Genomic DNA, 24,482 nt, shown 5'->3' with positions numbered 1-24,482 from the left:
GGATTAATTTAAAATGAAATTAGCGAAGCGCGTTCAGTCATTAACGCCATCAACAACATTGGCCATCACGGCAAAAGCAAAGGAACTTAAGGCCCAAGGTCTAGATATAATTGGTTTGGGGGCTGGTGAACCAGACTATAATACGCCAAAACATATCATAGATGCAGCCCTTCTTTCCATGAATGAAGGTCAAACTAAATACACGCCATCCGCTGGTCTGCCGAAGCTAAAAGAAGCAATTGCGGCTAAATTGAAGCGTGATCAAGGCCTGGAATACAAACCGTCTGAAATTGTAGTTGGCTCAGGTGCAAAGCACGCGCTTTACACATTGTTTCAAGCTATCCTGGATGAAGAAGATGAAGTCATTGTTCCGATACCATATTGGGTGAGCTATCCTGAGCAAATCAAGCTTGCTGACGGTAAGCCTGTTTATGTAGTAGGTACGGAAGAAAATCAATATAAAATCACTAAAGAACAATTAGAACAAGCAATTACCGAAAAAACGAAAGCGGTTATCATCAACTCTCCAAGCAATCCAACGGGCATGCTTTATTCCAGGGAAGAATTGGCAGCTATCGGGGAAGTTTGCCTGGCTCATGATATCTTGATCGTTTCCGACGAAATTTACGAAAAATTGGTTTATGGAAATGCTAAACATACATCCATTGCAGAGATTTCACCAGAATTGAAAAAGCAAACGATCATCATCAACGGTGTTTCTAAGTCGCATTCGATGACGGGCTGGAGAATTGGTTATGCAGTCGGTGATGAGTCCATCATTAAAGCAATGACGAACCTTGCAAGCCATAGCACATCCAATCCTACCACAACTGCTCAATATGGTGCGATTGCCGCTTATGAAGGTACACAGGAGCCTGTTGAAGAAATGCGTCAGTCATTTGAAGGCCGTTTGAATACGATATATGATAAATTGGTTGAAATTCCAGGAATCAGCTGCATTAAACCGCAAGGGGCATTTTATTTATTCCCGAACGTTAAACGTGCAGTTGAATTAACAGGGTACAGCAATGTCGAGGAATTTACGACTGCGTTGCTGGAAGAGGCGCAAGTGGCTGTTATTCCAGGTTCAGGTTTTGGTGCACCTGATAACATCAGGCTCTCTTATGCAACTTCATTAGAGTTGCTGGAAGCAGCAGTTGAAAGAATACATTCATTCGTTAATTCAAAAATGGCATAATTTTTCAAAAACCTGCAGACTACCTGGCTACATCAGGGTCTGCAGGTTTTTTTCGATTATATTTCGATATGGTACTTTCGGGAAGAAGACATAATAAGCGTTTTGCAAAACAAACTTGTAAAGAAGAGTGCAAATCATATATGATTTTTAATGAAAATCGATTGCAATCATATATGATTTCATATATGATGAAAATATGGAAGAGAAAAACAAAAACCCCAGCAAAAAGCAAATAGCATATGAGCACCTTCGTAAATTAATTTTGGATGGAACATATGGTTCTGGACAGCGGATCATTATCGATCAAACGGCAAAAGAACTAAGTTTAAGTCCGATTCCTGTCAGGGAAGCGATCAGGCAACTGGAATCTGAAGGTCTTATTCAATATAAGCCTTATAGCGGAGCAGTGGTTACAAGCATTAATGAGAGCGAATACATTGAAACTCTTTCTGTTTTATCTTTGCTTGAAGGATATGCAGCTGCCCTCAGTTCTTTAACGATGAATGATCATGATTTTGAAAATCTAATTAATTTAAACAAAGAAATGGAAAAAGCCCTCCATAACTTTGAATTAGAGCTGTTTGGTAAGTTAAACGAATGTTTCCATGCGGAAATTTATGAAAAGTGCGGAAATTCCTTTTTAAAGGAGGAAATTAAACAGGCGCAACAAAGAATGAATAGAGTCAGAAAATCCATGTTCACCATGGTTCCGCAGCGCGCAGTCCAATCGATTCGCGAACATGAAAGCATCATAAAGCTTCTAAAGGAAAAAGCATCTTTTGAAGAAATTGAATCATTGGTGAGAAAGCATAAACTGAATGCCATCAGCACATTCAAGCAGAGGGCGGAAACTAATCACGATCAGGCACTTTGATGACCTTGGCTTTGTTTTATAATAGTCGATCGATTATTCATAAAATCAAAGCCATTTTTTTCACTTGTATTATTCCGAATATTCAAATAATGAAAGGGTGGTAGAAAAAATGTACGAGGAAATCAAAAGTCGATTAAGAGGATCCATCGCTCCCGTTATCACTCCGTTTGATGACAAGATGGAAGTGGATGTAAAGGCAATTGAAAATCTGGTAAACTGGCATATTGAAAGCGGTTCACATGGAATCTCGGTATGCGGTACTACCGGAGAGCCGAGTTCATTAACAATTAAGGAACGGGAATTAGTGATGGAAACGGCTATTAAGGCAGCAAAAGCCCGTGTTCCAGTTGCACCAGGTACTGGATCTGCCAATCAGAAAGAAACGTTGCATTTGACAAAAATGGCACAGGAAATGGGTGCGGATGCTGCTTTAGTTATCGTTCCTTATTACAATAAACCGAATCAACAGGCACTTTACAATCATTTTAAAACGGTAGCCGATTCTGTTGATATCCCGATTATCGTTTATAACATTCCTGGAAGAACGGCGACGAATTTAGAAGTGAAGACATTGGCACGTCTTGCTGAAGATTGTGAAAATATTATTGGTGTAAAGGAATCTAATAAAGATTTCGAACATGTGAACCGTGTCTTATTGAATTGCGGAAGGGATTTTCTCTTATATTCGGGCATCGAATTACTATGCTATCCAATGTTGGCTATTGGAGGGGCAGGACATATAAGTGCAACTGCAAATATCACTCCTAAAGAAGTTGCGGAAATTTATAACCTTTGGGTGGAGGGGGATGTGGATAAGGCACTTGATCTCCATTACAAATTAATGCCATTGAATGATGTTTTGTTTAAAGAAACCAATCCAGGACCATTAAAAGCTGCGATGGGGATGATGGGGAAAATCAATCCTGCATTAAGGCCGCCAATGGGTCCGCCTTCGGAACCATTGGAAAAAGAACTGCGTGAAACCCTTCAATCATACGGGTTGATTGACCCAATAATCCAGTCATAATTGCTAGATTGGGAAGATTGCACGAATCTAATAGATTATTGTCATCTTCCCGAATTAATTTCTAAAGGAGGATTTATCATGCAAACTTTTCCCGTGCAAGATGTCAAGCATTACATCAATGGTCAATTTGTCGATGGAATCTCAGGGAGAACATTTGGAAATTTAAGCCCTTTTAATAATCAGGCAATAAATAATGTGGCAGAAGGGTTTAAAGAGGACATCGATCAAGCGGTAGCCGCTGCAAGAGATGCATTCGATAATGGTCCATGGAGAACGATGAAAGTGGAAGAAAGATTGAAGTACATTAATAGGATTGCTGATTTAATTGAAGAAAATGCAGAAGAAATTTCCTTTTTGGAATCCCTTGATACAGGGTTGCCGATTAGCCAGACAAAAAAACAGGCGGCAAGGGGAGCGGAGAATTTCCGGTTTTATTCTGAGATGGTGAAAAGCAGGCTAATAGGAGAGTCGTATCAAGTGGATGACACATTCATCAATTATACGATTCATAAACCGATAGGAGTGGCAGGATTAATCACTCCTTGGAATGCGCCATTCATGTTAGAAACCTGGAAGATCGCCCCGGCCCTGGCTACAGGTAATACATGTGTCCTTAAACCGGCGGAGTGGTCCCCATTGACTGCCAATAAATTGGCACAAATCATTGACCAATCCGGTCTGCCGAAAGGCGTATTCAATATCGTTCACGGTTTTGGGGAAACAGCAGGGGCGTCCTTGGTTGCCCATCCTGAAGTCCAATTGATATCCTTTACCGGAGAAACGACGACTGGCGCTGAAATCGTTAAAAATGGTGCAGATACAATGAAACGTTTTTCCATGGAACTTGGAGGTAAATCGCCAGCGGTCATTTTTGAAGATGCCGATCTAGAAAAAGCCCTGGATTCTGTGGTTTGGGGAATTTATTCATTCAATGGGGAGCGCTGCACAGCCAATTCCAGATTATTTGTCCATGAATCGATAATAGACCAGTTCGTTGCAGAATTGAAGGAACGTGTTCATAATATCAAAATTGGAAACCCAATGGACCCAGAAACGGAAATCGGACCGCTGATCCATCGTAACCATTTTAACAATGTCTCCCGTTATCTGGATATAGCAAAAGATGAAGGGGCGGAAATTGTAAGCGGTGCCATACCGAGTGCGTTCAAGGAAGGGAATTATATTGCCCCGACGCTTCTCTTGAACTGTACAAATGAGATGACGGTGGCGCAGGAAGAGATTTTTGGACCAGTCATGGCAGTCATTCCTTTCAAGACTGAAGAGGAAGTACTGAGAATGGCTAACGATGTAAAGTATGGGCTCGCTGCTTATGTATGGACCAATGATATGAAACGTGGACATAGGTTTGCACAGGCTGTCGATAGCGGGATGGTCTGGGTGAATTCCCAAAACGTAAGGGATTTGCGGATACCGTTTGGAGGATCGAAATATAGTGGGGTAGGACGTGAAGGCGGCCATTATAGCTTTGAATTCTATACGGAAACACAAGTTATCCACGTGGCAATTGGTGAACATCACATTCCGAAATTTGGAGACGTAAAACAAAATGCTGTTTCTTCTGCTGAAAAATAATCCGTGTTTCATTAAAGAAGGGGAGAATACTATGAACTTTTCTATTATTCGTGTTGCAAGAACGATACTTAATGTAACAGATCTGGATAAATCAAGAGCCTTTTATGTGGATGCTTTAGGTTTCATTGAAACGGAAAGAACGAATGATCACATATATTTACGTGGTTTAGAGGAAGCGCATCATCACTCGCTTATTTTGCAAAAGGCAGAAAATCCAAGCGTTGAAGCAATAGGATACAAGGTTGAAAAAGAGGAAGACCTTGAAGAATTGGAATCTTTTTTCCTATCCAAGGGAATGAAAGTGAAGTGGATGCAGGAAGGAACACAGCATGCACTAGGCAAGTCGCTACGAGTTCAGGATATTTCAGGATTGCCAGTGGAGTTTTTTAGCAAAATGGATAAAGCCGAGAGATTGCTTCAACGATTCGATATACATAGGGGTTCAAGGGTCCAAAGAATCGATCATGTGAATTGCTGTGTACCAAATGTGCAAAAAGCCTATGATTTTTACGTGAAAGAATTAGGTTTTGCGTGCTCGGAAGACACAGTGGATGAATCGGGCAAATTATGGGCGACGTGGCTTCATAGAAAGCAAACGGTCCATGACCAGGCATTCATGAACGGAATCGGTCCAAGACTTCATCATGTAGGCTTCTTTCTGCCTGACCCCCTTGCACTTATCCATGCCTGTGATGTACTGGCTTCACTGGGATATGCCCAGTCCATCGAACGCGGACCAGGAAGGCACGGTCTATCCAATGCATTCTTCTTATATTTAAGAGATCCGGACGGTCACAGGATCGAATTATACAATGGGGATTACTTAACGGCTGACCCTGATACCGAACCGATTCATTGGGATTTGAATGATCCAAGACGCCAGACATTCTGGGGAGCCAAAGCTCCGGATTCATGGTTTGATGAGGCATCTGCTGTACTTGATATAATATCAGGTGAAGAAGTTCCTCTTAAAGAACCGATTCTGGCAAAAAGCAAGCCTGAATTCATCATCTAAAGAGAAACGGATTTAGGATGAATGATCGAACGTTCGGCAAGACATACCATTGACTCCCACGGTCAATTGGATAGGGCACTAGTGCGTATAAGCCTGTTCAAAGACCAATTTTCACCATTTAAGGGAGCAGAACTGGTGAATGGTTGATGGAAACTGCTGGATTATCGAAGGTCCGTTTACTGAGTTTATAATGTAACCTTTCAAGAATCAAAGGAAGGAAGATGGATTTGGATATCATTCATGTTCAGCACCCAATTTCCAGTATATATACGGCAGTAGCAGAACCGTGTGTGCTGGCTCTTGGATTTTTCGACGGAGTTCATCTTGGCCATCAAGAATTGATACATCTAGCTAAAAGGATTGCCATACAGCAAGATTTGAAATTGGCAGTCATGACATTTTTTCCGCATCCAAAGCAAATCTTAGGAAACGCTCAACCCCAAACATATATGACTCCTTTAGAGCAAAAAGCAAAAATTATGCAAGGTTTAGGTGTAGAAACCTTGATAGTCGTGAACTTCGATTCCGCATTTGCCCATCTTTCACCTACTGGCTTTATCGAGGATTATCTATGTGGATTTAAATGCAAGCATGCCGTGGCTGGATTCGATTTCCGCTATGGACATAAAGGGGAAGGGAATATGGAAACGCTGAAAATCGAAGGTAAGCGATTTTTTGAAGTGACGGAAATGAAGAAGTTTGAAATCGATCATGAAAAAGTAAGTTCCACTAAGCTTAGAAACTTGATTGCAGAAGGTCGGTTCGCAGATATCCCGCCATTCCTTGGCGCATACTTTGAAAGCCAAGGGACAATCAATTCCAAGGAAAATCAACACGTCATCGTTACATTATCGGAAGCATTCCTGACACCCCCGACAGGCGCTTATTTAATCGAAATCCAGAACGAAGGAAATGTTTATGAGGGAATTGCCTATCAAACAACGGATGGATCCTTTCATGGGAGTTGGCACTTACTTTTCAATGATGATCTTCCCTTGGAGGGAAAGAAGATTCATATCAAATGGAAAAGTGAAAGTATAATGAAGCCGGAACAGATGATTGATATGCGAGCCAAGTCTATTACGAAAGTGCAAGCCTTCTAAAAAGATATGGTCCGGGACAGGGCAGCAGTGGGTACCTACTGCTGCCCTACCTGTAAGCGTCACGGTTAGACAATGGGAGTACGGAAAGCTTAGGGAATGAGCTTAGACCCTCTCTGTGCAGATGAGTTTGTTTGGATTTTGGGATGGAAGGAAGAAAGAGGCTGATATTGGAGAGGCTCAATACTACTAGTGCCGCCCTTGAAAAATAAATATCAGAAGAGGTGTATAGAGATGGTTCGGTTGGAAAAAAACCTTGATGAATCGGAACAAACTAATCTAGTGGATTATGAAAAGATTGTTGCCTCCAAAGAGTTTCAGAATATGCTTTCCGATAAAAAGAAATTCGTCATCCCTTTTACGATTTTCTTTATGGGATATTCCCTGCTTTTGCCCTTCTTAGTTTTTTACACAGATATCCTGGATCACTCTTTCATTGGAGACATAACCTGGGCATGGGTGTACGGTGTCTCCATTACGGTAATGTCTGTTTGGGTTTGCAGCATATATGTAAGGAAATCAGAAAGAATCGATGAACAAATAAAAGAAATCATCGAGAAAGAAGGGCTTTGAATCATGAATTGGACAGTTATTATTCTCTTTGCGCTAATGTCGATAGGAACCCTTTTCATCACATATTTCGCTTCAAAAAAAACTAAAACGGCAGGCTCTTTTTATACGGCTGGGGGAGGGTTGACCGCTAGGCAAAATGGACTTGCATTGGCCGGGGATTTTATGTCGGCTTCCACGTTTTTAGGGTTGATTGGGGCATTTTCCTTAACGGGGTATGATGGATTTTTCCTGATGTATGGAGCACTTGTTTCATTTCTTGTCGTGTTATTCCTAGTGGCTGAACCTTTAAGGAACTTGGGGAAATACACATTGGCTGATATGGTGACTACAAGGTTTAAATATAAACAGGTCAGGGGAGTGACCGCCTTTAATACCCTGGTGATATCAGTCATGTACATGCTGGGGCAACTTGTTGCGGCAGGTGCTTTATTTAAATTGCTTTTAGACATCCCGTATAATATTTCTGTCATCATCGTAGGTATTGTCATGTTGGTATTTGTTCTATTTGGGGGGATGACGGCGACGAGCTGGGTGCAGATCATTAAAGCCATCCTGTTGATAGGAGGAGTGTTTATATTATTCATGATCGTCATGTGGAAATTGAATTTTAGTTTCATCGGAATTTTCACTGATATGAAAACCGCAACACCCATGGGTGCAGATTACCTGAAAGCAGGTATTAAATATGCCAGTGGGTGGGATGCAGCTTCCTTATCGCTGGGCCTAATTCTGGGAACGGCAGGTCTGCCTCACATTTTAATACGTTTTTTGACTGTCCCGAATGCACGAGTGGCAAGAAAGTCGGTTGTTTGGGTGATGTGGATTATGGGTGCCTTTCATATCATGGTCATTTTTCTGGGATTCGGTGCTGCGAAGTTGGTTGGAATATCGAATATCATGGCCGCTAATCCAGCGGGTAATATGGCTGCGCCTTTATTGGCCCAACTTGTGGGCGGGGACATCTTATTCGCATTTATTGCGGCCGTTTCCTTTGCAACGATACTCGCAGTTGTTGCGGGAATCGTTTTAACAGGAGCCACCGCCTTTTCACATGATTTTTATAATGAAATATTAAAAGATGGAAAGGCGACGGAAAAACAGCAAATGACGATGGCTAGATGGGCTTCCGTTGGTGTGACTGCACTTGCAATCGTTTTATCATTAGGTCTGCAGGAATTCAATGTAGCGTTTCTGGCATCGATTGCCTTTACACTGGCGGCTAGTTCGAATTTGCCGGTAATCCTTCTTACGATCTATTGGAAAAAATTCAATAAAACCGGAGCGATAGTCGGTATGATGACAGGTCTTATTGGTACGCTTTTGCTCGTGGCTCTAAGTCCAAATGTCTGGAACCCGGTCCCCGTAGCCACCATAATGACAGGTGACCCGATTTTCCCTTTGAATTCACCAGGAATCGTTTCCATTCCGCTTGGGTTCCTAGCATGCTATTTAGGTGCCCTGTTCGGTAACCGCAGGACGGGATTGAAAACGGTTACAAAAGACAATTATAATGAAATCCTCGTTAAGTCCAACACCGGTCATGATGTTAAGGGTGTTTTGCGACATTGAATGATGTAAAAGCATGCCTATAAATAAAACACAGGTCATCGCACTTATGAATGGATCTGAAAAAGCAGCCATCTAATGATAGGTTGCTTTTTTCTTTTCATTGGATAATGAAATTCAAACAAACACGAAAGATTATTAGAAAGAGGTACAGATGCACTAATACTCAAGGATAACTGTCCATTCATTCAGAAAATGTTTCTAGAAATTTGACGGCACCTTTGGAAAGATAGCGTTCTTCGAGCCAAATAAGGGCGGCTTCCGATTGTACTTCACAATCTATCACTTCGATTATTTTAATACCCTGGGTTGAAAACGATTTGGATGTGGTTCGTGGCATGATGGTAGCGCCTATTCCTTCCTTCACCAAAGATAAAATCATGGCAGCATCAGGACATTCACATACAATCTTAGGTTCAAACCCATGTCTGAAGCACTCATCCACTATAAGTTCATAAGTTCCCTGTCCGCTTACCCTATGCAGCAATAGGAGGGGATAATCCTTAATTTGTTTAAATTCGATGGAGTCTGGGATGTCCCATTCTTTTGGGGTGACAAGCACAAAATCTTCCGGAGGAAGGTTAATCGATGAGAATCGCTTACCGTTAATGGGAAGCCGTACAATGGCCAACTCGATTTCCCTGTTTATTAAGCCTTCTGTCAAACGGAATGTATCACCTTCCATTAACTTGAAGCGTATGTCAGGGTATTTTACTCTAAAGGCCCTCATCCTTTGCGGAATGTAAGAAAAGCAAGTTTTTACTGATCCTATGGAAAGAGTGCCCTGTATTCCTTTACTGACTTCCTTCACTTCCAGTAACGATTCTTCAAACTGGTTTAATAGAGCTTCGGCTTTTTTATATAGGACCTTGCCAGTTTCAGTGAGTTCAAGTTTCTTTCCATTCCGGTCGAAGAGTTTTTCACCGATTTCCATTTCCATTAATTTAAGTTGCTGGCTAAGGGGGGGTTGAGCCATATGTAATTTTTTTGCTGCTTTGGTTACTTGTTCTTCCTGAACGATCGTCACAAAATACTTTAATTGCCGGATGTCCATTATATACACCTCATACATATGATTTACATATACATATTGAATTTTTTAAGTATTATATATATATCTTAACACATGGTATATTTTGTTATAGGAATTAATTCAATTTTTGGAATTTATTTAATTGTAAGCGCTTCATTTATATTGATGCTAAAGGGGGATGTAAGAATGCCAGCTAAAACAGGTAAAGAGTATATCGATAGGGTGGATAAAGCAAAGGCGAATGTATGGATCAATGGAGAGCAAGTAAAAGATAAGATCAGTCAACACCCAGCTTTTAAAGGGGTCATGAAATCACAGGCAGAATTATATGATTTGCAGCATGATTCCGCGAAAACTGACATCATGACTTATATTTCACCAACCTCAAACGAAAGAGTAGGGACCTCATTCATGCAGCCGCGGACAAAGGGAGACCTTGAAAAAAGGAGGAAAATGATTCAAGAATGGGCAAGGCATAATAATGGAATGATGGGACGTTCCCCTGACTATATCAACAGCGGGATGATGGCGTACGGCACTGCAGCTGATATGTTCGGCACTCAGGATTCGGCATTTGCTAAAAATATGAAAGATTATTATGAACTCTGCAGGGAAAAGGATTTGTCGTTGACACATACCCTGATTCAACCCCAGGTTAATAGGGGAGTTAGTGCCGCAAAGCTTCCGGACCCTTACATCGCTGCAAGGATTGCTGGCAAGAATTCAGAAGGGCTTATTATAAAGGGAGCCAGGTTATTAGCTACACAAGGAGGAATAACGGATGAAATCATGGTTTTCCCTTCAACATTGCTTAAACAATCGGAAGAGGAAAACCCTTATGCATTCGCATTCTCCATTCCAAATAATACACCAGGGTTGAAATTCATCTGTCGTGAATCATTCGACTATGGCAAATCACATTTTGACCATCCTCTTGGTTCAAGATTTGAGGAAATGGATACGATTATCGTTTTTGATGATGTAGTCGTTCCTTGGAATCGTGTATTTGCATATGGGGATGTCGGCATTTGCAACAAGGCTTATAATGAAAGTAATGCAGTTGTTCATATGACCCATCAGGTGGTAGCGAAAAATATCGCCAAAACCGAGTTCATTCTGGGGATTTTGCAACTAATGGCGGAAACCATCAATATCGGTCAATACCAGCATGTTCAGGAAAAAATTTCGGAAGTCATCATAGCGCTTGAAACGGTAAAGGCTTTCATTACAGCTTCGGAGGCAAACGCGAAAGTGGATAAGTGGGGAATGATGACACCCGATTTTACACCGTTAAATATAGCCCGTAATTATTACCCGAAGATTTACCCTAGATTCAGTGAAATCATGCAGCTTCTTGGAGCTAGCGGCTTAATGGCGATACCAAATGAAGCTGATTTCAATTCGGAGCTTCGACCGGATTTGGATAAATATCTTCAAGCCGCGAATGGTGGAGCCTATGACAGGGTGAAATTGTATCGTCTCGCATGGGATGTATGCATGAGTTCATTTGGATCCAGGCAAACGCTATACGAAAGATTCTTTTTTGGGGATCCGGTCCGTATGGCGAGCGCTTTATATAACGGCTATGATAAACAGGAATATGTGGACCGTGTCAAGGAGTTCTTGAACCGTACTGAAAACCTTGCAGAGATCAACTGAGCCCGGTAGCATTGGCAAAACATTTTAATTGAAAGGCCTTCCCGATGATGAGGAAGGCCTTTCAATATGAAATATAGTTCATTTATTATATCGGTCATGGATATTATTCTTCTTATATGTTCCAAAATCACTGAATTCCGTGAGTTCCATGGAGAGGGCAAGATATCTTTTTGAAAAGAGGGAAGCCAAATGGGTTTCCATCGTTTCGAAAAGTTGGTCACATACTTCGGTTTTATCACTGTCTTTGCGTCCAGCGCCAATTTTTAGAATGGCATGAACAAAGGCGTCATCCTCTGTACCATCGGCAACACGATAATGCTTCAATTCAATGGCCCTGGATCGAATGCCGCCAATTGGAAAGATGGAGGGATAGGATATCAGTACATCATTCACCTTCCTTAATAAGCAGTCAATCTGGATTTCATCTTTGATATTATCTGTATATTCAATAATGATATGAGGCATGTTATCAGTCCCTTCCGTTAATTATGGATTTTTAGATGCGGCCGATCCCCGCCTTCAGTAAATATATCGTCACCGACTATTGTGTTAACAAGTTTCCCGATCCCTTCAATTTCAGTGATGATTTCATCGCCTACAGCAGTATCCGCCAATCCTTCAGGTGTACCTGTCAATATGATATCCCCTGGGCTCAATGTCATGAAGCTGCTAAAATATTCAATTAACTCAGCAATGCCGAAAATCATGTCTTTCGTGTTGCCTTGCTGAGTCAATTTTCCGTTGACGTAAGTTTTGATGGCAAGATTCGAAGGATCTGGGATATCTTCGGCATCGACAAGCCAGGGCCCAATGGGGGTGCATGTATCGCGATTTTTGACCTTTAGGTTAGGTCGGTAGTAATTCTCCAGATAATCCCGTATTGCATAATCATTTGCAATCGTATATCCACTTACATACTTAAAGGCTTCTTCCTTTTTTATGTTCTTCGCCTTTTTACCTATGACGACTGCAAGTTCACATTCATAATGCATATAAGCTGCATCAGCAGGCCGTCTTGTCTGTCCCCGGTGGCCGATAAAGGTATTGGGACCTTTTAAGAACGCAAGGGGTTCTTCCGGTGCTTTAAAAGCAAGCTCCTTCGCATGGTCTGCATAATTCAAGCCAAGCGCGAAGACAGTTCGTGGTTCCACCGGGGGAAGCCAGACAACATCCTGCTCATTGACAATCCTGCCATCCGCCAATTGGACCTGGCCATAATATTCAATTGCTGGATGTACGGCACCTGCATAGGCTACACGTGCTCTCTTCATAAAATCCCCTCCAGTGATAGTTTTCCCTCGGAAATGATAGTATTTTCCAAATATCCGATTTCGTCTATTTCTATTCTGACATGATCATTGGCTTTTGCCAGCGGTGCGTTCTCTGGAACACCTACTAGAAGGACGTCACCCGTACTCAAAGTCATGAAGTCAGTTACATCCTCAATAAGGCGGGATATGGAGCGAATTAAATTTGCAGTTGAATTTTCCTGTCTTAACTCTCCATTTATATATACACGAATTCCTAAAGAATCGGGGTTGGAGATGAATTCCTTGGTTACGACCCATGGACCGATCGGGCAAAATCCATCACGGGCTTTATGGCGGATAGCAGGACGGAAAACGCTCTCATGCGGAATGCTAATATCATTGGCGATCGTAAAACCTTCTATATAATCCAATGCATGTTCTTTCTTGACTCTTGTGGCCGTTTTACTGATTACTATTCCAAGTGCGGCCCCGATTTCCAATTCAGGTATGCCGCTTGGAAGGGGAACTGGATTTGAAAAAGAAGAAAACGTGTTTCTAGGTTTAATATAAAGGATCGGTCCTTTAGGAGGTTCATTATAAGGAGGATGGTCGACCTTTTCCTTCAATGCTGCCAATGACCCTTTATAGTTTAATAATGTTCCATATACCGTTCCTGAAATAGGGTTATCCAAGTTAATTTGTGATACCTCCAACTTATCACCGTTCATCAAAATATAGCGGCTCGACTGTATCTCTATTTCTTCTGAATAATCTGACTTTTGGAATTTCACTCTTGCTTTTGCCATGGACACTCACCCCTTGTTTTATTATCAATCATATATGATATCGTATATGATTTTTTGTATAAGTTCAACATATTTAGATTATTCAGTATAAACAGACAAAAAATGTTAGAAAAAGTATGGGTTTCAACAGATAAATGCCTTGAACATTTAGTTAGTATGAAGCTAGGAATTCAAATTGAAAGATTGTGAATGGGGGATGTTCCGATGATGAATGGTAAAGAGTATTTAGAAAGTTTACGAGATGGAAGAACGGTATTCTTGAACGGAGATAAGGTAGATGATGTGACGACGCACCCAGCATATCGCAATTCTGCCAGATCGATTGCCCAACTATATGATGCTCTCCATGATCCGGTCACTGCACGGATTTTAACGGCTAAGACAGATGAAGGTCATACTACCCATAAGTTCTTAAAGCCTCGAAGAACGCAACAGAGCTGCTTGAAGCAAGGGATGCGATAGCACAATGGTCAAAATTGAGCTATGGTTTCATGGGGCGTACCCCTGATTACAAAGCTGCTTTTACAGGATCATTGGGACCGTATAGCGATTTTTATAAGGGATTTGAAGATAATGCGAAAAGATGGTATGAAAAAACCACAAGGGACGTTCCCTTCTGTAACCATACAATTATAAACCCGGCAATGGACAGGAATAAACCGCTACATGAAAATAAAGAGGTATTTGTACGTACGGTGGAAGAGCGGGATGATGGGATAATCGTAAGCGGAGCCAAAATGGTTGGAACTTCTGCAGCACTTACGAATTATAATTTTGTCGCGAATTATTCTCCTGTCGATCTTGGGGAAGGAGATAGAAGCCATGCGTTGATTTTCTTTGTACCGATGAATGCATCGGGATTAAAAATGATCAGCAGACAGTCTTTTGAAGAAACGGCTGCCAAGTCAGGCACTCCTTTCGATTACCCGCTTTCCAGCCGGTTCGACGAAAATGACGCAGTCATCGTCCTTGATCATGTATTCGTCCCATGGGAGAATGTATTCGCCTATAATAATGTGGAAATCGCAAATGGGTTTAGATCCAAGACTGGGTGGATGAATCGATATACATTTCATGGCTGCACACGCTATGCGGTGAAATTGGACTTTATGGCTGGTCTTCTGATGAAAGCTACAGAAATGGCAGGAACGAATCAATTTAGAGGAGTTCAAGCCAATATAGGGGAAGTGCTTGCTTTCAGGAATATGTTTTGGGCCATCTCGACAGCGATGGCTACAGATCCGATGGAAGGGCCGAATGGCACTGTTCTGCCCAATAGCACATATGCAACTGCATATAGGGTGTTCGCACCAATGGTTTGGCCAAAGGTGAAACAGATATTTGAACAGGTTGTAGCTGGTAATCTCATTCAACTCCCATCAAGCTCCAAGGATTTTTTAAACCCTGAGGTCCGTCCGTATCTCGATAAATATTATAAGGGTTCAGGTGGGGTTTCGGCAGTGGAAAGGGTAAAACTGATGAAACTCATATGGGATTCCATCGGAACGGAATTTGGTGGCAGGAATGAATTATATGAAATCAATTATGCGGGTAACCATGAAAATATTAGGCTTGAAACCATGAAAATGGCAGATTTAAATGGACAATCGGATAAATTCAAAGCTTTTGTGGACTTGGCGATGGACGATTATGACCTCCATGGCTGGACAAATGATAAGTGGATAAATGCATATGAAGGCATTAATGTTGAAGTTTGATCCAGCTCCGAATGAATTAATCTGATTAAGAAAACGTGAAAAAGAATGGTTTGTATCGGACTCCCGCCGGTTTTTCAACCAATGCATAATATGAATGCGTTTACATTTATCTTGATAGGTAAGGTGTGGAAAAAGTATAATATTATGTAAAAAGAAAGCCGAGGGGAATAATGACGAATCTTTTGAATCTTAAGAATGATGATGGTGAAATTCATTTAAATGATGAGAGGATGATCCTGACTTCCTCTTCAATTTTCGGTACCTTAAGAAAGGACTTGATCGAGAATATTGGATTTGAAAGAATGAAGTCTTTTTTAATACGTTATGGCTGGAATATCGGAGTCAATGATGCTAAAAAGGCACTAAAAGGGAATATATCAACGGTTAAGGAAATACTGAGGCAAGGCCCCATTTTACATATGCTGCAAGGTTATACAAAAGTTAATACTATGAATCTGGAATTATCGATGGATAATCAAGCGGAAGTGCACTCTGTAAAAGTGGAAGGGTTTTGGGTGAATTCCTATGAAGCAGAGGAACACATCACCCAGACAGGCATCGCGGAAAAGCCAGTCTGTTATACATTGACGGGTTATGCAAGTGGATTTTATTCAACGGTCTGCGGTCATGAAGTGATTTTCAAGGAAAGTGCCTGTAAGGGAGAAGGGCAATCAGAGTGTAGATACGAAGGTAAATCGATACATTTATGGGGCATGGAGATTCAGGATGAGTTGAAATATTATAAAACCGAACCGATTGTTCAAGAGCTTGCCGTAACATATGAAAAACTGCTGGAGGAACGTAATAGTTTGTCAAAAGTGATGGATATTCATAATTTGCTGACAGAAGAGTTAATAAACGGAAGAAGCCTTCAATCCATAGTGAGGATGGTTTATCAGAAAACAAAAATACCTTTGTTGATGGAGAATTTCAATGGCAATCAGGTTTATCATGCTGGCTTTCACAAAGGGAAGGTGAGGGAAGTCAGGAATCAGCTAAAATTAATGAGGGAAAATGGTCCCGTCACTTTGGAAACCGGAAGAATCGTAAAAGATGGGATGGAGCTGCTTTATACTCCCATAACGTTACAAAATAAAACTTATGGCTATTGTGCCTTTGTGCAATCTGATCAAGTCGAAGGAAAAACGAACCTGGAAATCAATCGAATGATTCTTGAGAGGGTGTCCATGACCGGTTCCTTATTCCTCTTAAATGAGAAAAGCAGTTTTGAAGCCCTTGAAAGGGTAAAAGGGTTATTTCTTGAACAAATATTAAATGGAGAGATTGCTTCTAGAGAAGAAATAATCAAAAAAAGCATGTATGTAGACGCTTCATTGGATCATCCTTTCACCATTGCGGTGCTGGGCTATCGCTTTTCCTCCGATCGGGGGACAGAGAATGACTATTTCATTCAGCAGAAAATCATCGAAGAGATATATAGTTTCTTTAAGAAGCGGAATCAAGTCGTCTTAACAGCATTAAGGGATGGTAATATCGTATTGCTTATACCACTGAGACCCGGAAATGAATTTCAATTCCTAACCAAGGAATGCATCAATTACTTAAATACTGTTTTCAGCGGATACAATTTTAAAATGGGGCTTAGCACAATAAGTGACGAATTGGAACGGGCTCACGATGTTTTTCAAGAAGCTTTAACCGCCTTGAATATGAATGAAGGAGCTCGGGATATTAACAAATTTGAAGAAGTCGATCTGCTATCCATTTTAATGCATACTGGGAGTACTCCAGCGGTCCTGCAAAAAGCTGAGAAAATGCTGGGACCTTTATTGATGAAAGAAGATCCAAAAATGAATGAATTATTGAAAACGCTTTATGTATTTCTACAATGCGGTGGAAATCTTGAATCCAGCATGAAGGAATTGAGCATTTCAATGAGTGGTTTACGCTATCGGATCAAAAAACTTGAAGAGCTGCTTTCCTGCCAAATAAGAAACCCTAAAAGTGCTTTTCAATTATATGCATCATTTGAAACCTTGTTAAAGGCGAAAATGATTACCATTGGTTGATTGGATCAATCCTTTGTTTAAAAATAGAAATGTCGATCGATTCATATACCGAGATGATTTTACTGTAATTAGAGCATGGGCATTAATGAAGTAATCTACCATGCAATCTGGCGAATACGCCGCAAAAACATAATGAGAGTGATATAAAGGGCTGGAACTTCCGCTCCAATTGATTTATTTGCTTGTAAGCAGGGCTATGGGTATAATAAGTAGAGTAAATTCATTAGTAAGTTAAGCTATTTTTGGAGGTAAATTCCGTGAAAATTACAATAAAAGATGCTAGCAAATTCGTCGATCAAGAAGTTACCATTGGAGGCTGGCTTGCCAGCAAACGTTCCAGTGGGAAAATTGCTTTCCTTCAAATCCGTGATGGCTCTGGTTTCATTCAAGGTGTGGTCGTGAAGGCTGAAGTGGGTGAAGAAATTTTCGCTCGTGCGAAATCGATTTCGCAAGAGTCATCCTTGTATGTAACAGGTGTCATTCAAAAGGATGAACGATCGCCGTTCGGTTTTGAGTTACAGGTGAAAGATATTGAAATCATTCATGAATCAGTGGATTATCCCATTACACCTAAAGCACATGGTCCCGAATTCTTAATGGATAACCGCCATTTGTGGCTGCGTTCAAAACGGCAGCATGCAGTCATGAAAATCCGGAATGAAATAATCCGTGCTACATATGAATTCTTTAATGAAGAAGGTTTCGTTAAAGTGGATCCCCCGATTTTAACGGGAAGCGCACCAGAAGGAACGAGTGAGTTGTTCGCGACTAAATACTTTGATGAGGATGCATACCTTTCACAGAGTGGTCAGCTCTATATGGAAGCGGCTGCCATGGCACTTGGGAAGGTATTTTCCTTTGGTCCCACCTTCAGGGCAGAAAAATCCAAAACAAGACGACATTTAATCGAGTTCTGGATGATTGAACCGGAAATGGCTTTTATCGAATTTAAAGAAAATCTGGAGGTCCAGGAGCAATTCGTTTCTTCGATCATCCAATCCGTATTGAAAAACTGTCAGCTGGAGTTAAATACACTTGGCCGTGATACATCGAAGCTTGAACAAATTCAAGCTCCTTTCCCGCGAATTACATATGATGAAGCCATTAAGTTCCTTCATGAACAAGGATTTGATGATATTCAATGGGGTGATGATTTTGGGGCTCCGCATGAAACTGCGATAGCGGAAAGTTATGATAAGCCTGTTTTCATTACTCATTACCCAACCAAAATCAAGCCTTTTTATATGCAGCCAGATCCTGACAGGGAAGAAGTGGTTCTTTGTGCCGATTTGATCGCTCCGGAAGGTTATGGAGAAATAATTGGCGGTTCAGAGCGGATTCATGATCAGGAATTGCTTGAACAGAGAATCAATGAGCATGGCTTGAGCGAAGATGCTTACAAATGGTATATGGAATTAAGAAAATACGGCTCTGTACCGCATTCAGGCTTCGGTTTGGGATTAGAACGCACCGTTGCATGGATCAGTGGAGTCGAGCATGTCCGTGAAACCATCCCATTCCCACGTCTATTAAATCGATTATATCCTTGATTCCATGATGAAACGGTTATCCTGCCATATTTGGCAGATAACCGTTTTTTGTTAAAATTATAAACTTATTCGGAGAGCCTTATTCATGTTATACTTAATCAGAGGTGTCCAAAAACATGAATAAAGAACATTTATATGCGTGGTTTAAGGAAGGAACGATAACGATTCCATCCTTTTTGTTGACTAACTATCGTACAATGGGACTGAATGAACAAGAAATGGTCCTATTATTACAATTGCAAAGCTTCATCGATAAAGGTAACCATTTCCCTGCACCATCCCAACTTTCTGACCGAATGACATTGCAGGAAACGGAATGTCTATTCTTGATCCAGCGTTTAGTCCAAAGGGGATTTGTTGAAATGGTGGTTGAGGAGAGCCAAGAAATCGGACAGGAAAAATATTCGTTGTCCCCACTTTATGAAAAAATGATGGACTGTTTCTTGAAAACTTTGAAACAGTCAGAGTCTGCTGAAATCCAAAAAGCGGGGGAGAGCCTTTATACGATATTTGAACAGGAATTCGGCCGCCCTTTATCTCCATTTGAATGTGAGACATTGGCAATGTGGATGGAAGACGACCATCAACCTGAGATCATAAAGTCAGCTCTGAGGGAATCTGTCATTTCTGGAAAATTGAATTTCCGATACATTGATCGAATTTTATTCGAGTGGAAAAAGAATGGAATTAAAACCTTGGAACAAGCAAGGGAGCAAGGACAAAAATTCAGAGCTCACCAAAAGAGGGACCGAAAGACGGAGACTGCACAACCGTTGAAGGATGTGCCTTTCTATAACTGGCTCGAGCAGTAATGTAAATTGAAGGAGAACCAATATGTTGAATAAAGCTCAAATTCGATATTGTCTGGATACGATGGGTGAAATGTTTCCGGATGCCCATTGTGAGCTGAATCACTCCAATCCATTTGAATTGGTGGTTGCTGTTGCCCTGTCAGCTCAGTGTACGGATGTATTAGTCAATAAAGTCACGAAGGATTTATTTCAGAAATATAAAACGCCTGAGGATTACATAAGCGTTCCGATAGAAGAGTTGGAAAATGACATTCGCTCAATCGGGTTGTTTCGTAACAAGGCGAAGAACATACAAAAGCTGTCGCACATGCTGATCGAAGAATACGGTAAGGAAGTTCCCAGAGATCGTGATGAGCTAGTTAAATTGCCTGGCGTTGGCAGAAAGACGGCGAATGTAGTCGTTTCCGTTGCTTTTGATGTGCCAGCGATTGCTGTGGATACCCATGTAGAGCGTGTTTCCAAGCGTTTGGGATTATGTCGTTGGAAGGATAGTGTCCTCGATGTTGAGAAAACGTTGATGGCTAAGATACCGAAGGATGAATGGTCCGTTACGCATCACCGCCTGATATTCTTTGGACGCTATCATTGCAAGGCCCAGTCACCAAGATGTGAAACCTGTCCGCTTCTCGAATTATGCCGTGAAGGAAAAAAAAGAATGAAAAGGAAAGAAGTCAATTGACGCAGTCCATATCATTAAAAGTTCCTAAAGAATTGGACCATTCTTTGTTTTTTCCTGAAAAGGAATCGATCTTGGAAAAAGAGAGGTATGCAGGTTGGAGTGAAACGATCCCATTCGAAGCTTTCCCTTATGAGTTACTTTATTATAATAATGTAGAGGCGTATGCTCCTTGGACTAATGGGGCAATCCATGTAAAGGAACTTCTGGAAATATGGAAGGGAATTGATTCAGAATGCAGTTTGCTATTTTCCGAGCGAAAAGTGGGTCAGACTTTGGGACTCATGAAGAAGGGGATCGGTTTATTTTTAACCGCAGTCTACTGGATGCATGGGAAGCCAGTGGTATTGAATGATCTCCGGGTCCAAATAGAATCCTTTAACGATATTCCGGTGAATATGGATGAAAGGCTTTCATTCATCATTGCTAGACCGGCTTTTTTTCATTCTTATAGACAGCTTAGTGAGTTGTTCCGAGAATTTGAAAAACGATATGTGAAGTTCATGATCAAAAATAAGAACAGCCAAAAAAACGTCTAAGCTAAAAGCTTAGACGTTTTTTGTCAATCCTTATAATATTTATTCCGTATCTTTATTTGGATCTGGGTCCGGGTTAGGGTCAGGATCAGGGGTTTCGACTGGTTTTTCCTCTTCTACCGTTCCTGGGTCAGTGACATCATCCCCGCCTTCGACGTCCTCATCCCCCTTATTGCCATTTCCGTCATCAGTGTTGTTGCCATTATTATCATTGTTGCCATTATTATCATTGTTGCCATTATTATCATTGTTGCCGTTTTCGCCATTGTTATTTTTGTCTTTATCTTTGTCTTTATCTTCGCTTTGTTTATCCTCTTCGCCTTCAGTAGGAGTTTCTAGTTCCGGATTTTCACCTTCGGCCGGGTCTTCAATCTTCTCGTCCTCGGTACCTTCAGGGTCTTCCGCTTCAGCAGGTATTGTGACAGATGTACTCGCAGGATCACTTTGTTGGTTATCAACTAGAGCTACCACTGAGAAAGTATATTTACTTCCAGGGGTTGGATTAGGGATCGTTAAACTAGTATCCTTCGATTTTTTTAATACGCTCTGTGCTCCGCCGTCCACGGACATCTTAACCTCAAATTGGGTATTCCCATTACCTTTAGGATATGACCATGATAGATTGATTTCATTGCTTTCCTGGTTGTAAGAAGCGTTAATGCCAGGAGAGTCGATTTTTTCATATTCTGTCGTCACTTGTGTTGGCTCGTGACCTTTAACATAATATTCATAAGTGATTTTACTGCTTGGTGTATATTCATTGGCTTTAACTGCTGGATTCGAACCTTTGATGACTCCAACCTTCACAACACTGTCAGGTTGATCAAAGTCTTTCGTTTCTTTTGATTGAGCCATATGTTCCATTAAATTCTTAAAGATGAATTTAGGGATCCTTTGAGATGATTCGCCCAGATATTCCATTTGCTCACCAGATGCATTATCATAACCAGCCCAAACCGCAACTGTATAATTGGTTGTATAACCCGCCATCCAGCTATCTTTTACACCGGAAGATGGGATGTTGTTCTTTGCACGTTGTTCAGGCGTGAAATTGGTTGAACCTGTTTTACCGGCTACAGGGAGACTAGGTATATTGGCTAACCTTCCTGTTCCATAAGGTTCTTTCATGACGCTTTTCAACATGTCCGTCACGATGAAAGCTGTGGAATCTTTCATGACCGGCTTGGATTCCGTCTTGTTTTTGATGGTTGTTTTATCACGTAAAACGATCTTTTTCACACTATGCGGTTCATTATAGATACCGTTGTTTCCGAATGAACTGTATGCACCGGCAAGTTCAAGTGTAGAAACATCCTTACCGCCACCCAATGCTGCCGATTCGGTAATTTCCTTGTCGAATGGAATGCCAAGATCAGTGGCAAAGTCACGTGCCCGGTCCAATCCTACTGCTTGAAGCGTTTTTAAAGCAGGAATATTTAATGACCGTGCCAGTGCCTCACGAGTGGTTACAGTACCATAATGTCGTCCGGAAGCATTTTTAAGCGGTGTTCCATTACTGTACGTATATTCCTCATCCTTGATTTGATGGTAGGTGGACCAATTTAAATATTCTACGGCTGGACCATAATCCAGAATTGGCTTAATGGTCGAACCTGGTGAACGCTTGGCATCCGTTGCATAATTCCAGCCGCGTTTAACCGTCGTGTTCCTGCCGCCGCCCACTGCTTTAATTTCACCAGTTTCAGTATCTAGTAATGTGACTCCAGCTTGGAGATCTTTACTTGGATAATTGATGATTTCATCACTGTTCAACATTTTATAGACATATTCTTGGGCATCTTTATCAATGGTCGTTTGGATTTCCAACCCATCGGTAAAGACGTTATAGTCACCCATATCCCCGACTTCCTCAATGACCAAATCGATGAATGCATCATAAGCAGTCGTATCTTTTTGGCTTTTATCGATTTCTTGAAGTCCTTCTGTTATATCGATGCTTTGTGCATCTTTCATTTCCTTTTCAGTGATATATCCATGTTTATTCATTAAGTGAAGGACAATATCACGGCGTTCTTTCGCGCGTTCAGGGTGTTTATAAGGGTCATAACGGCTTGGGCTTTGCGGTAAACCTACAAGCATGGCCGCTTCGTTCAATTTCAATTCGCTTAGATCTTTTCCATAATAAGTTTGGGAAGCAGTTAAGATCCCATTGGCACGGTTTGCAAAGAAAATTTTATTCACATACATTTCGAAAATTTCTTGTTTTGTATATTTTCTTTCAAGCTGTATGGATAGCCACATTTCCTGGACTTTCCTCTTAATGGTCTTATCAGGTGTTAAATAAGAACGCTTGATAACCTGCTGGGTCAATGTACTTGCACCCTCTGAGCCGAATCCGTGTTTGACGTTGGCGATGACGGCACTGCCCAGACGTAAGAAATCCACCCCATGGTGTTCATAAAAGCGGGAATCTTCCGTAGCCAGGAAAGCATTTTCGACTAGATCGGGAATGTCTTCATAATTTACATAATCCCGGTTTTCTGTTCCGACTTCAGCTAGCAATTTACCATTTTCATCGAGAATTTTGGATGTGACCGGATCTTTCAAAAGCTTTTCATCAAGTTTTGGAGCATCGCTTATAAAGTAAGCCATTGCAGCTCCTCCGGTAACCAAGCCTATAATTCCGATTGTAACAAGTATAAGGAAAATGCGCTTAAGCATATTGGTTGGCTTCTTAGGACCTTTGTTCTGTCCCTTTTTCTGAGTTTGCCCCTGCTTTCGGCGTTCTTCTCTAGTATTATATTTTTCAGCCATTACAGCTAACCTGCCTTTCTAAAAAACTAAAAATTTTCTGCGATGAGCAAATCTACTACTTTAATATAGTCAATTCTCGGTTGAAAGCCAAGAGTAATCTTTCGTGAACTGCTTTCAACCTCTTGAAGAGTGATGGATTTGCGTCCGCCTTCTTTCATTCTCTTCCAATAAAAACTCAGTTGTTCAGAACTCATTAGATATATATCTTCCATTGCGGAAAACCGGATGATGACAAACGCAATTCCGTCATGCTGAACGATATGTTTCATATGTTCAATTTGATGGTCATGAAAATTCTTTAAAGGGAACGAACTGCTGTTTTTCGTTTCCTTTGCCTCAAAATCAATGTACTTTCCTTTATAAACACCATTGTAATCGGTGGTCGATGCTTGTTTGAAGTAAGCCTCTTTAATGACTGCAGCACTTCTTTTCGGATAGTGGACATCGACAATTTGAATGGGTGTCGGTTTTTTATGGATGACGGCAATGCCGTGTGCTAAATAATACTGATTGGTTTCGTTCAAATCGTCTTCCAATGTTTTTCCCCGGTTGCTGTAACTGATTTTTTTTAGTGGGCTTTTCTTTTCTTCCATAGCCTGCGGTACAAACTTTCGTCCGTTGGGATAATGAAATGCCACTTTTACCCCTCCTTTTTTTTCACTTTTCTATATTAGCAAAAAAAGAATCCAAA

21 protein-coding genes and 1 pseudogene are annotated in these 24,482 nt (G+C 41.1%); 16 read left to right on the top strand and 6 right to left on the bottom strand.

Translation table 11 applies throughout. The annotated features are described in order from the left end of the window. Positions 1-13 precede the first annotated feature (13 nt). The 8 genes from N0M92_RS12340 (at position 14) to N0M92_RS12305 (ending at position 8,949) form a co-directional block, all read left to right on the top strand. Positions 14-1,198, top strand: coding sequence for a pyridoxal phosphate-dependent aminotransferase (locus tag N0M92_RS12340; protein WP_260286000.1), 1,185 nt, complete (start codon positions 14-16; stop codon positions 1,196-1,198). A 196-nt stretch (positions 1,199-1,394) separates the two neighbouring features. After that, positions 1,395-2,072 (top strand): GntR family transcriptional regulator, encoded by a 678-nt coding sequence (locus N0M92_RS12335; protein WP_260285999.1) that lies wholly within the window; start codon positions 1,395-1,397, stop codon positions 2,070-2,072. A 109-nt stretch (positions 2,073-2,181) separates the two neighbouring features. Next, positions 2,182-3,099, top strand: a complete 918-nt coding sequence (gene hpaI, locus N0M92_RS12330) for a 2,4-dihydroxyhept-2-ene-1,7-dioic acid aldolase (RefSeq protein ID WP_260285998.1) — start codon at positions 2,182-2,184, stop codon at positions 3,097-3,099. A 78-nt stretch (positions 3,100-3,177) separates the two neighbouring features. Then, positions 3,178-4,692, top strand: a complete 1,515-nt coding sequence (gene hpaE / locus N0M92_RS12325; protein WP_260285997.1) for a 5-carboxymethyl-2-hydroxymuconate semialdehyde dehydrogenase — start codon at positions 3,178-3,180, stop codon at positions 4,690-4,692. Positions 4,693-4,723: 31 nt separating this feature from the next. Next, positions 4,724-5,707 carry a 3,4-dihydroxyphenylacetate 2,3-dioxygenase gene (hpaD, locus tag N0M92_RS12320; RefSeq protein ID WP_260285996.1) on the top strand — a complete coding sequence of 328 codons (984 nt, stop codon included), beginning with the start codon at positions 4,724-4,726 and terminating at the stop codon, positions 5,705-5,707. 227 nt (positions 5,708-5,934) lie between these two features. After that, a complete protein-coding gene (locus N0M92_RS12315; protein ID WP_260285995.1) occupies positions 5,935-6,810 on the top strand; it encodes an FAD synthetase family protein in 876 nt (291 codons plus the stop codon). 231 nt (positions 6,811-7,041) lie between these two features. Then, complete coding sequence (locus N0M92_RS12310) at positions 7,042-7,380, top strand: DUF485 domain-containing protein (RefSeq protein WP_260285994.1); 339 nt, start codon at positions 7,042-7,044, stop codon at positions 7,378-7,380. Positions 7,381-7,383: 3 nt separating this feature from the next. Further along, positions 7,384-8,949 (top strand): solute symporter family protein, encoded by a 1,566-nt coding sequence (locus N0M92_RS12305; RefSeq protein ID WP_260285993.1) that lies wholly within the window; start codon positions 7,384-7,386, stop codon positions 8,947-8,949. A gap of 181 nt (positions 8,950-9,130) precedes the next feature. Here N0M92_RS12305 and N0M92_RS12300 read toward each other — a convergent pair whose 3' ends face one another. Further along, a complete protein-coding gene (locus N0M92_RS12300; RefSeq protein ID WP_260285992.1) occupies positions 9,131-10,000 on the bottom strand; it encodes a LysR family transcriptional regulator in 870 nt (289 codons plus the stop codon). 165 nt (positions 10,001-10,165) lie between these two features. Here N0M92_RS12300 and hpaB point away from each other — a divergent pair, with 165 nt between their 5' ends. Beyond that, entirely contained in the window at positions 10,166-11,638 is a 1,473-nt protein-coding gene (gene hpaB, locus N0M92_RS12295; protein ID WP_260285991.1) for a 4-hydroxyphenylacetate 3-monooxygenase, oxygenase component, read from the top strand. A gap of 78 nt (positions 11,639-11,716) precedes the next feature. Here the strand turns inward: hpaB and N0M92_RS12290 are convergent, their stop codons facing one another. From N0M92_RS12290 to N0M92_RS12280, 3 genes are read right to left on the bottom strand one after another with little or no spacing between them, the layout of a single operon-like run. Next, positions 11,717-12,103, bottom strand: coding sequence for a 5-carboxymethyl-2-hydroxymuconate Delta-isomerase (locus tag N0M92_RS12290; protein WP_260285989.1), 387 nt, complete (start codon positions 12,101-12,103; stop codon positions 11,717-11,719). A 17-nt stretch (positions 12,104-12,120) separates the two neighbouring features. Then, positions 12,121-12,909 carry a fumarylacetoacetate hydrolase family protein gene (locus tag N0M92_RS12285; protein ID WP_260285987.1) on the bottom strand — a complete coding sequence of 263 codons (789 nt, stop codon included), beginning with the start codon at positions 12,907-12,909 and terminating at the stop codon, positions 12,121-12,123. Beyond that, a complete protein-coding gene (locus N0M92_RS12280; RefSeq protein WP_260285982.1) occupies positions 12,906-13,694 on the bottom strand; it encodes a fumarylacetoacetate hydrolase family protein in 789 nt (262 codons plus the stop codon). The genes N0M92_RS12285 and N0M92_RS12280 overlap by 4 nt, the downstream gene beginning before the upstream one ends. A 189-nt stretch (positions 13,695-13,883) precedes the next feature. On the opposite strand from N0M92_RS12280, the pseudogene N0M92_RS29450 reads away from it, so the two are divergent. The 7 genes and pseudogenes from N0M92_RS29450 to N0M92_RS12250 all read left to right on the top strand — a co-directional run. Continuing rightward, positions 13,884-14,638, top strand: a pseudogene (locus N0M92_RS29450) (4-hydroxyphenylacetate 3-hydroxylase N-terminal domain-containing protein); the annotation flags it as partial. A gap of 111 nt (positions 14,639-14,749) precedes the next feature. Further along, positions 14,750-15,412: a 4-hydroxyphenylacetate 3-hydroxylase C-terminal domain-containing protein gene (locus N0M92_RS29445; protein ID WP_397443845.1), complete on the top strand. Its 663-nt coding sequence runs from the start codon at positions 14,750-14,752 to the stop codon at positions 15,410-15,412. Positions 15,413-15,582: 170 nt separating this feature from the next. Then, positions 15,583-17,442 carry a XylR N-terminal domain-containing protein gene (locus tag N0M92_RS12270; protein WP_260285980.1) on the top strand — a complete coding sequence of 620 codons (1,860 nt, stop codon included), beginning with the start codon at positions 15,583-15,585 and terminating at the stop codon, positions 17,440-17,442. 257 nt (positions 17,443-17,699) lie between these two features. After that, the gene (gene asnS, locus N0M92_RS12265) at positions 17,700-18,992 is read left to right on the top strand and encodes an asparagine--tRNA ligase (protein ID WP_260285978.1); all 1,293 of its coding nucleotides are present in this window, start codon (positions 17,700-17,702) and stop codon (positions 18,990-18,992) included. A 116-nt stretch (positions 18,993-19,108) separates the two neighbouring features. Continuing rightward, positions 19,109-19,804, top strand: coding sequence for a DnaD domain-containing protein (locus N0M92_RS12260; RefSeq protein ID WP_192205307.1), 696 nt, complete (start codon positions 19,109-19,111; stop codon positions 19,802-19,804). A 22-nt stretch (positions 19,805-19,826) separates the two neighbouring features. Continuing rightward, a complete protein-coding gene (gene nth, locus N0M92_RS12255; RefSeq protein ID WP_260285977.1) occupies positions 19,827-20,483 on the top strand; it encodes an endonuclease III in 657 nt (218 codons plus the stop codon). Further along, complete coding sequence (locus tag N0M92_RS12250) at positions 20,480-21,019, top strand: YpoC family protein (protein ID WP_260285976.1); 540 nt, start codon at positions 20,480-20,482, stop codon at positions 21,017-21,019. The genes nth and N0M92_RS12250 overlap by 4 nt, the downstream gene beginning before the upstream one ends. Positions 21,020-21,058: 39 nt before the next feature. Here the strand turns inward: N0M92_RS12250 and N0M92_RS12245 are convergent, their stop codons facing one another. After that, a complete protein-coding gene (locus tag N0M92_RS12245) occupies positions 21,059-23,791 on the bottom strand; it encodes a PBP1A family penicillin-binding protein (protein WP_260285971.1) in 2,733 nt (910 codons plus the stop codon). A gap of 26 nt (positions 23,792-23,817) precedes the next feature. Further along, on the bottom strand, positions 23,818-24,429 hold the full coding sequence (recU, locus tag N0M92_RS12240) for a Holliday junction resolvase RecU (RefSeq protein WP_260285970.1): 612 nt from the start codon (positions 24,427-24,429) through the stop codon (positions 23,818-23,820). Positions 24,430-24,482: the final 53 nt, after the last annotated feature.

This window comes from Peribacillus aracenensis, from assembly GCF_025175645.1.
GTDB lineage: Bacteria > Bacillota > Bacilli > Bacillales > DSM-1321 > Peribacillus > Peribacillus aracenensis.
Note: the sequence above shows the minus strand (reverse complement) of the source record. Positions and strands in the feature narration are given on the sequence as shown.

Excerpts from the sequence above, each read along its gene's own strand:
- N0M92_RS12340 (WP_260286000.1), top strand. The coding sequence starts at position 14 with ATGAAATTAGCGAAGCGCGTTCAGTCATTAACGCCATCAACAACATTG.
- N0M92_RS12335 (WP_260285999.1), top strand. The coding sequence starts at position 1,395 with ATGGAAGAGAAAAACAAAAACCCCAGCAAAAAGCAAATAGCATATGAG.
- hpaI (WP_260285998.1), top strand. The coding sequence starts at position 2,182 with ATGTACGAGGAAATCAAAAGTCGATTAAGAGGATCCATCGCTCCCGTT.
- hpaE (WP_260285997.1), top strand. The coding sequence starts at position 3,178 with ATGCAAACTTTTCCCGTGCAAGATGTCAAGCATTACATCAATGGTCAA.
- hpaD (WP_260285996.1), top strand. The coding sequence starts at position 4,724 with ATGAACTTTTCTATTATTCGTGTTGCAAGAACGATACTTAATGTAACA.
- N0M92_RS12310 (WP_260285994.1), top strand. The coding sequence starts at position 7,042 with ATGGTTCGGTTGGAAAAAAACCTTGATGAATCGGAACAAACTAATCTA.
- N0M92_RS12305 (WP_260285993.1), top strand. The coding sequence starts at position 7,384 with ATGAATTGGACAGTTATTATTCTCTTTGCGCTAATGTCGATAGGAACC.
- N0M92_RS12300 (WP_260285992.1), bottom strand. The coding sequence starts at position 10,000 with ATGGACATCCGGCAATTAAAGTATTTTGTGACGATCGTTCAGGAAGAA.
- hpaB (WP_260285991.1), top strand. The coding sequence starts at position 10,166 with ATGCCAGCTAAAACAGGTAAAGAGTATATCGATAGGGTGGATAAAGCA.
- N0M92_RS12290 (WP_260285989.1), bottom strand. The coding sequence starts at position 12,103 with ATGCCTCATATCATTATTGAATATACAGATAATATCAAAGATGAAATC.
- N0M92_RS12285 (WP_260285987.1), bottom strand. The coding sequence starts at position 12,909 with ATGAAGAGAGCACGTGTAGCCTATGCAGGTGCCGTACATCCAGCAATT.
- N0M92_RS12280 (WP_260285982.1), bottom strand. The coding sequence starts at position 13,694 with ATGGCAAAAGCAAGAGTGAAATTCCAAAAGTCAGATTATTCAGAAGAA.
- N0M92_RS29445 (WP_397443845.1), top strand. The coding sequence starts at position 14,750 with ATGAATCGATATACATTTCATGGCTGCACACGCTATGCGGTGAAATTG.
- N0M92_RS12270 (WP_260285980.1), top strand. The coding sequence starts at position 15,583 with ATGACGAATCTTTTGAATCTTAAGAATGATGATGGTGAAATTCATTTA.
- N0M92_RS12260 (WP_192205307.1), top strand. The coding sequence starts at position 19,109 with ATGAATAAAGAACATTTATATGCGTGGTTTAAGGAAGGAACGATAACG.
- nth (WP_260285977.1), top strand. The coding sequence starts at position 19,827 with ATGTTGAATAAAGCTCAAATTCGATATTGTCTGGATACGATGGGTGAA.
- N0M92_RS12245 (WP_260285971.1), bottom strand. The coding sequence starts at position 23,791 with ATGGCTGAAAAATATAATACTAGAGAAGAACGCCGAAAGCAGGGGCAA.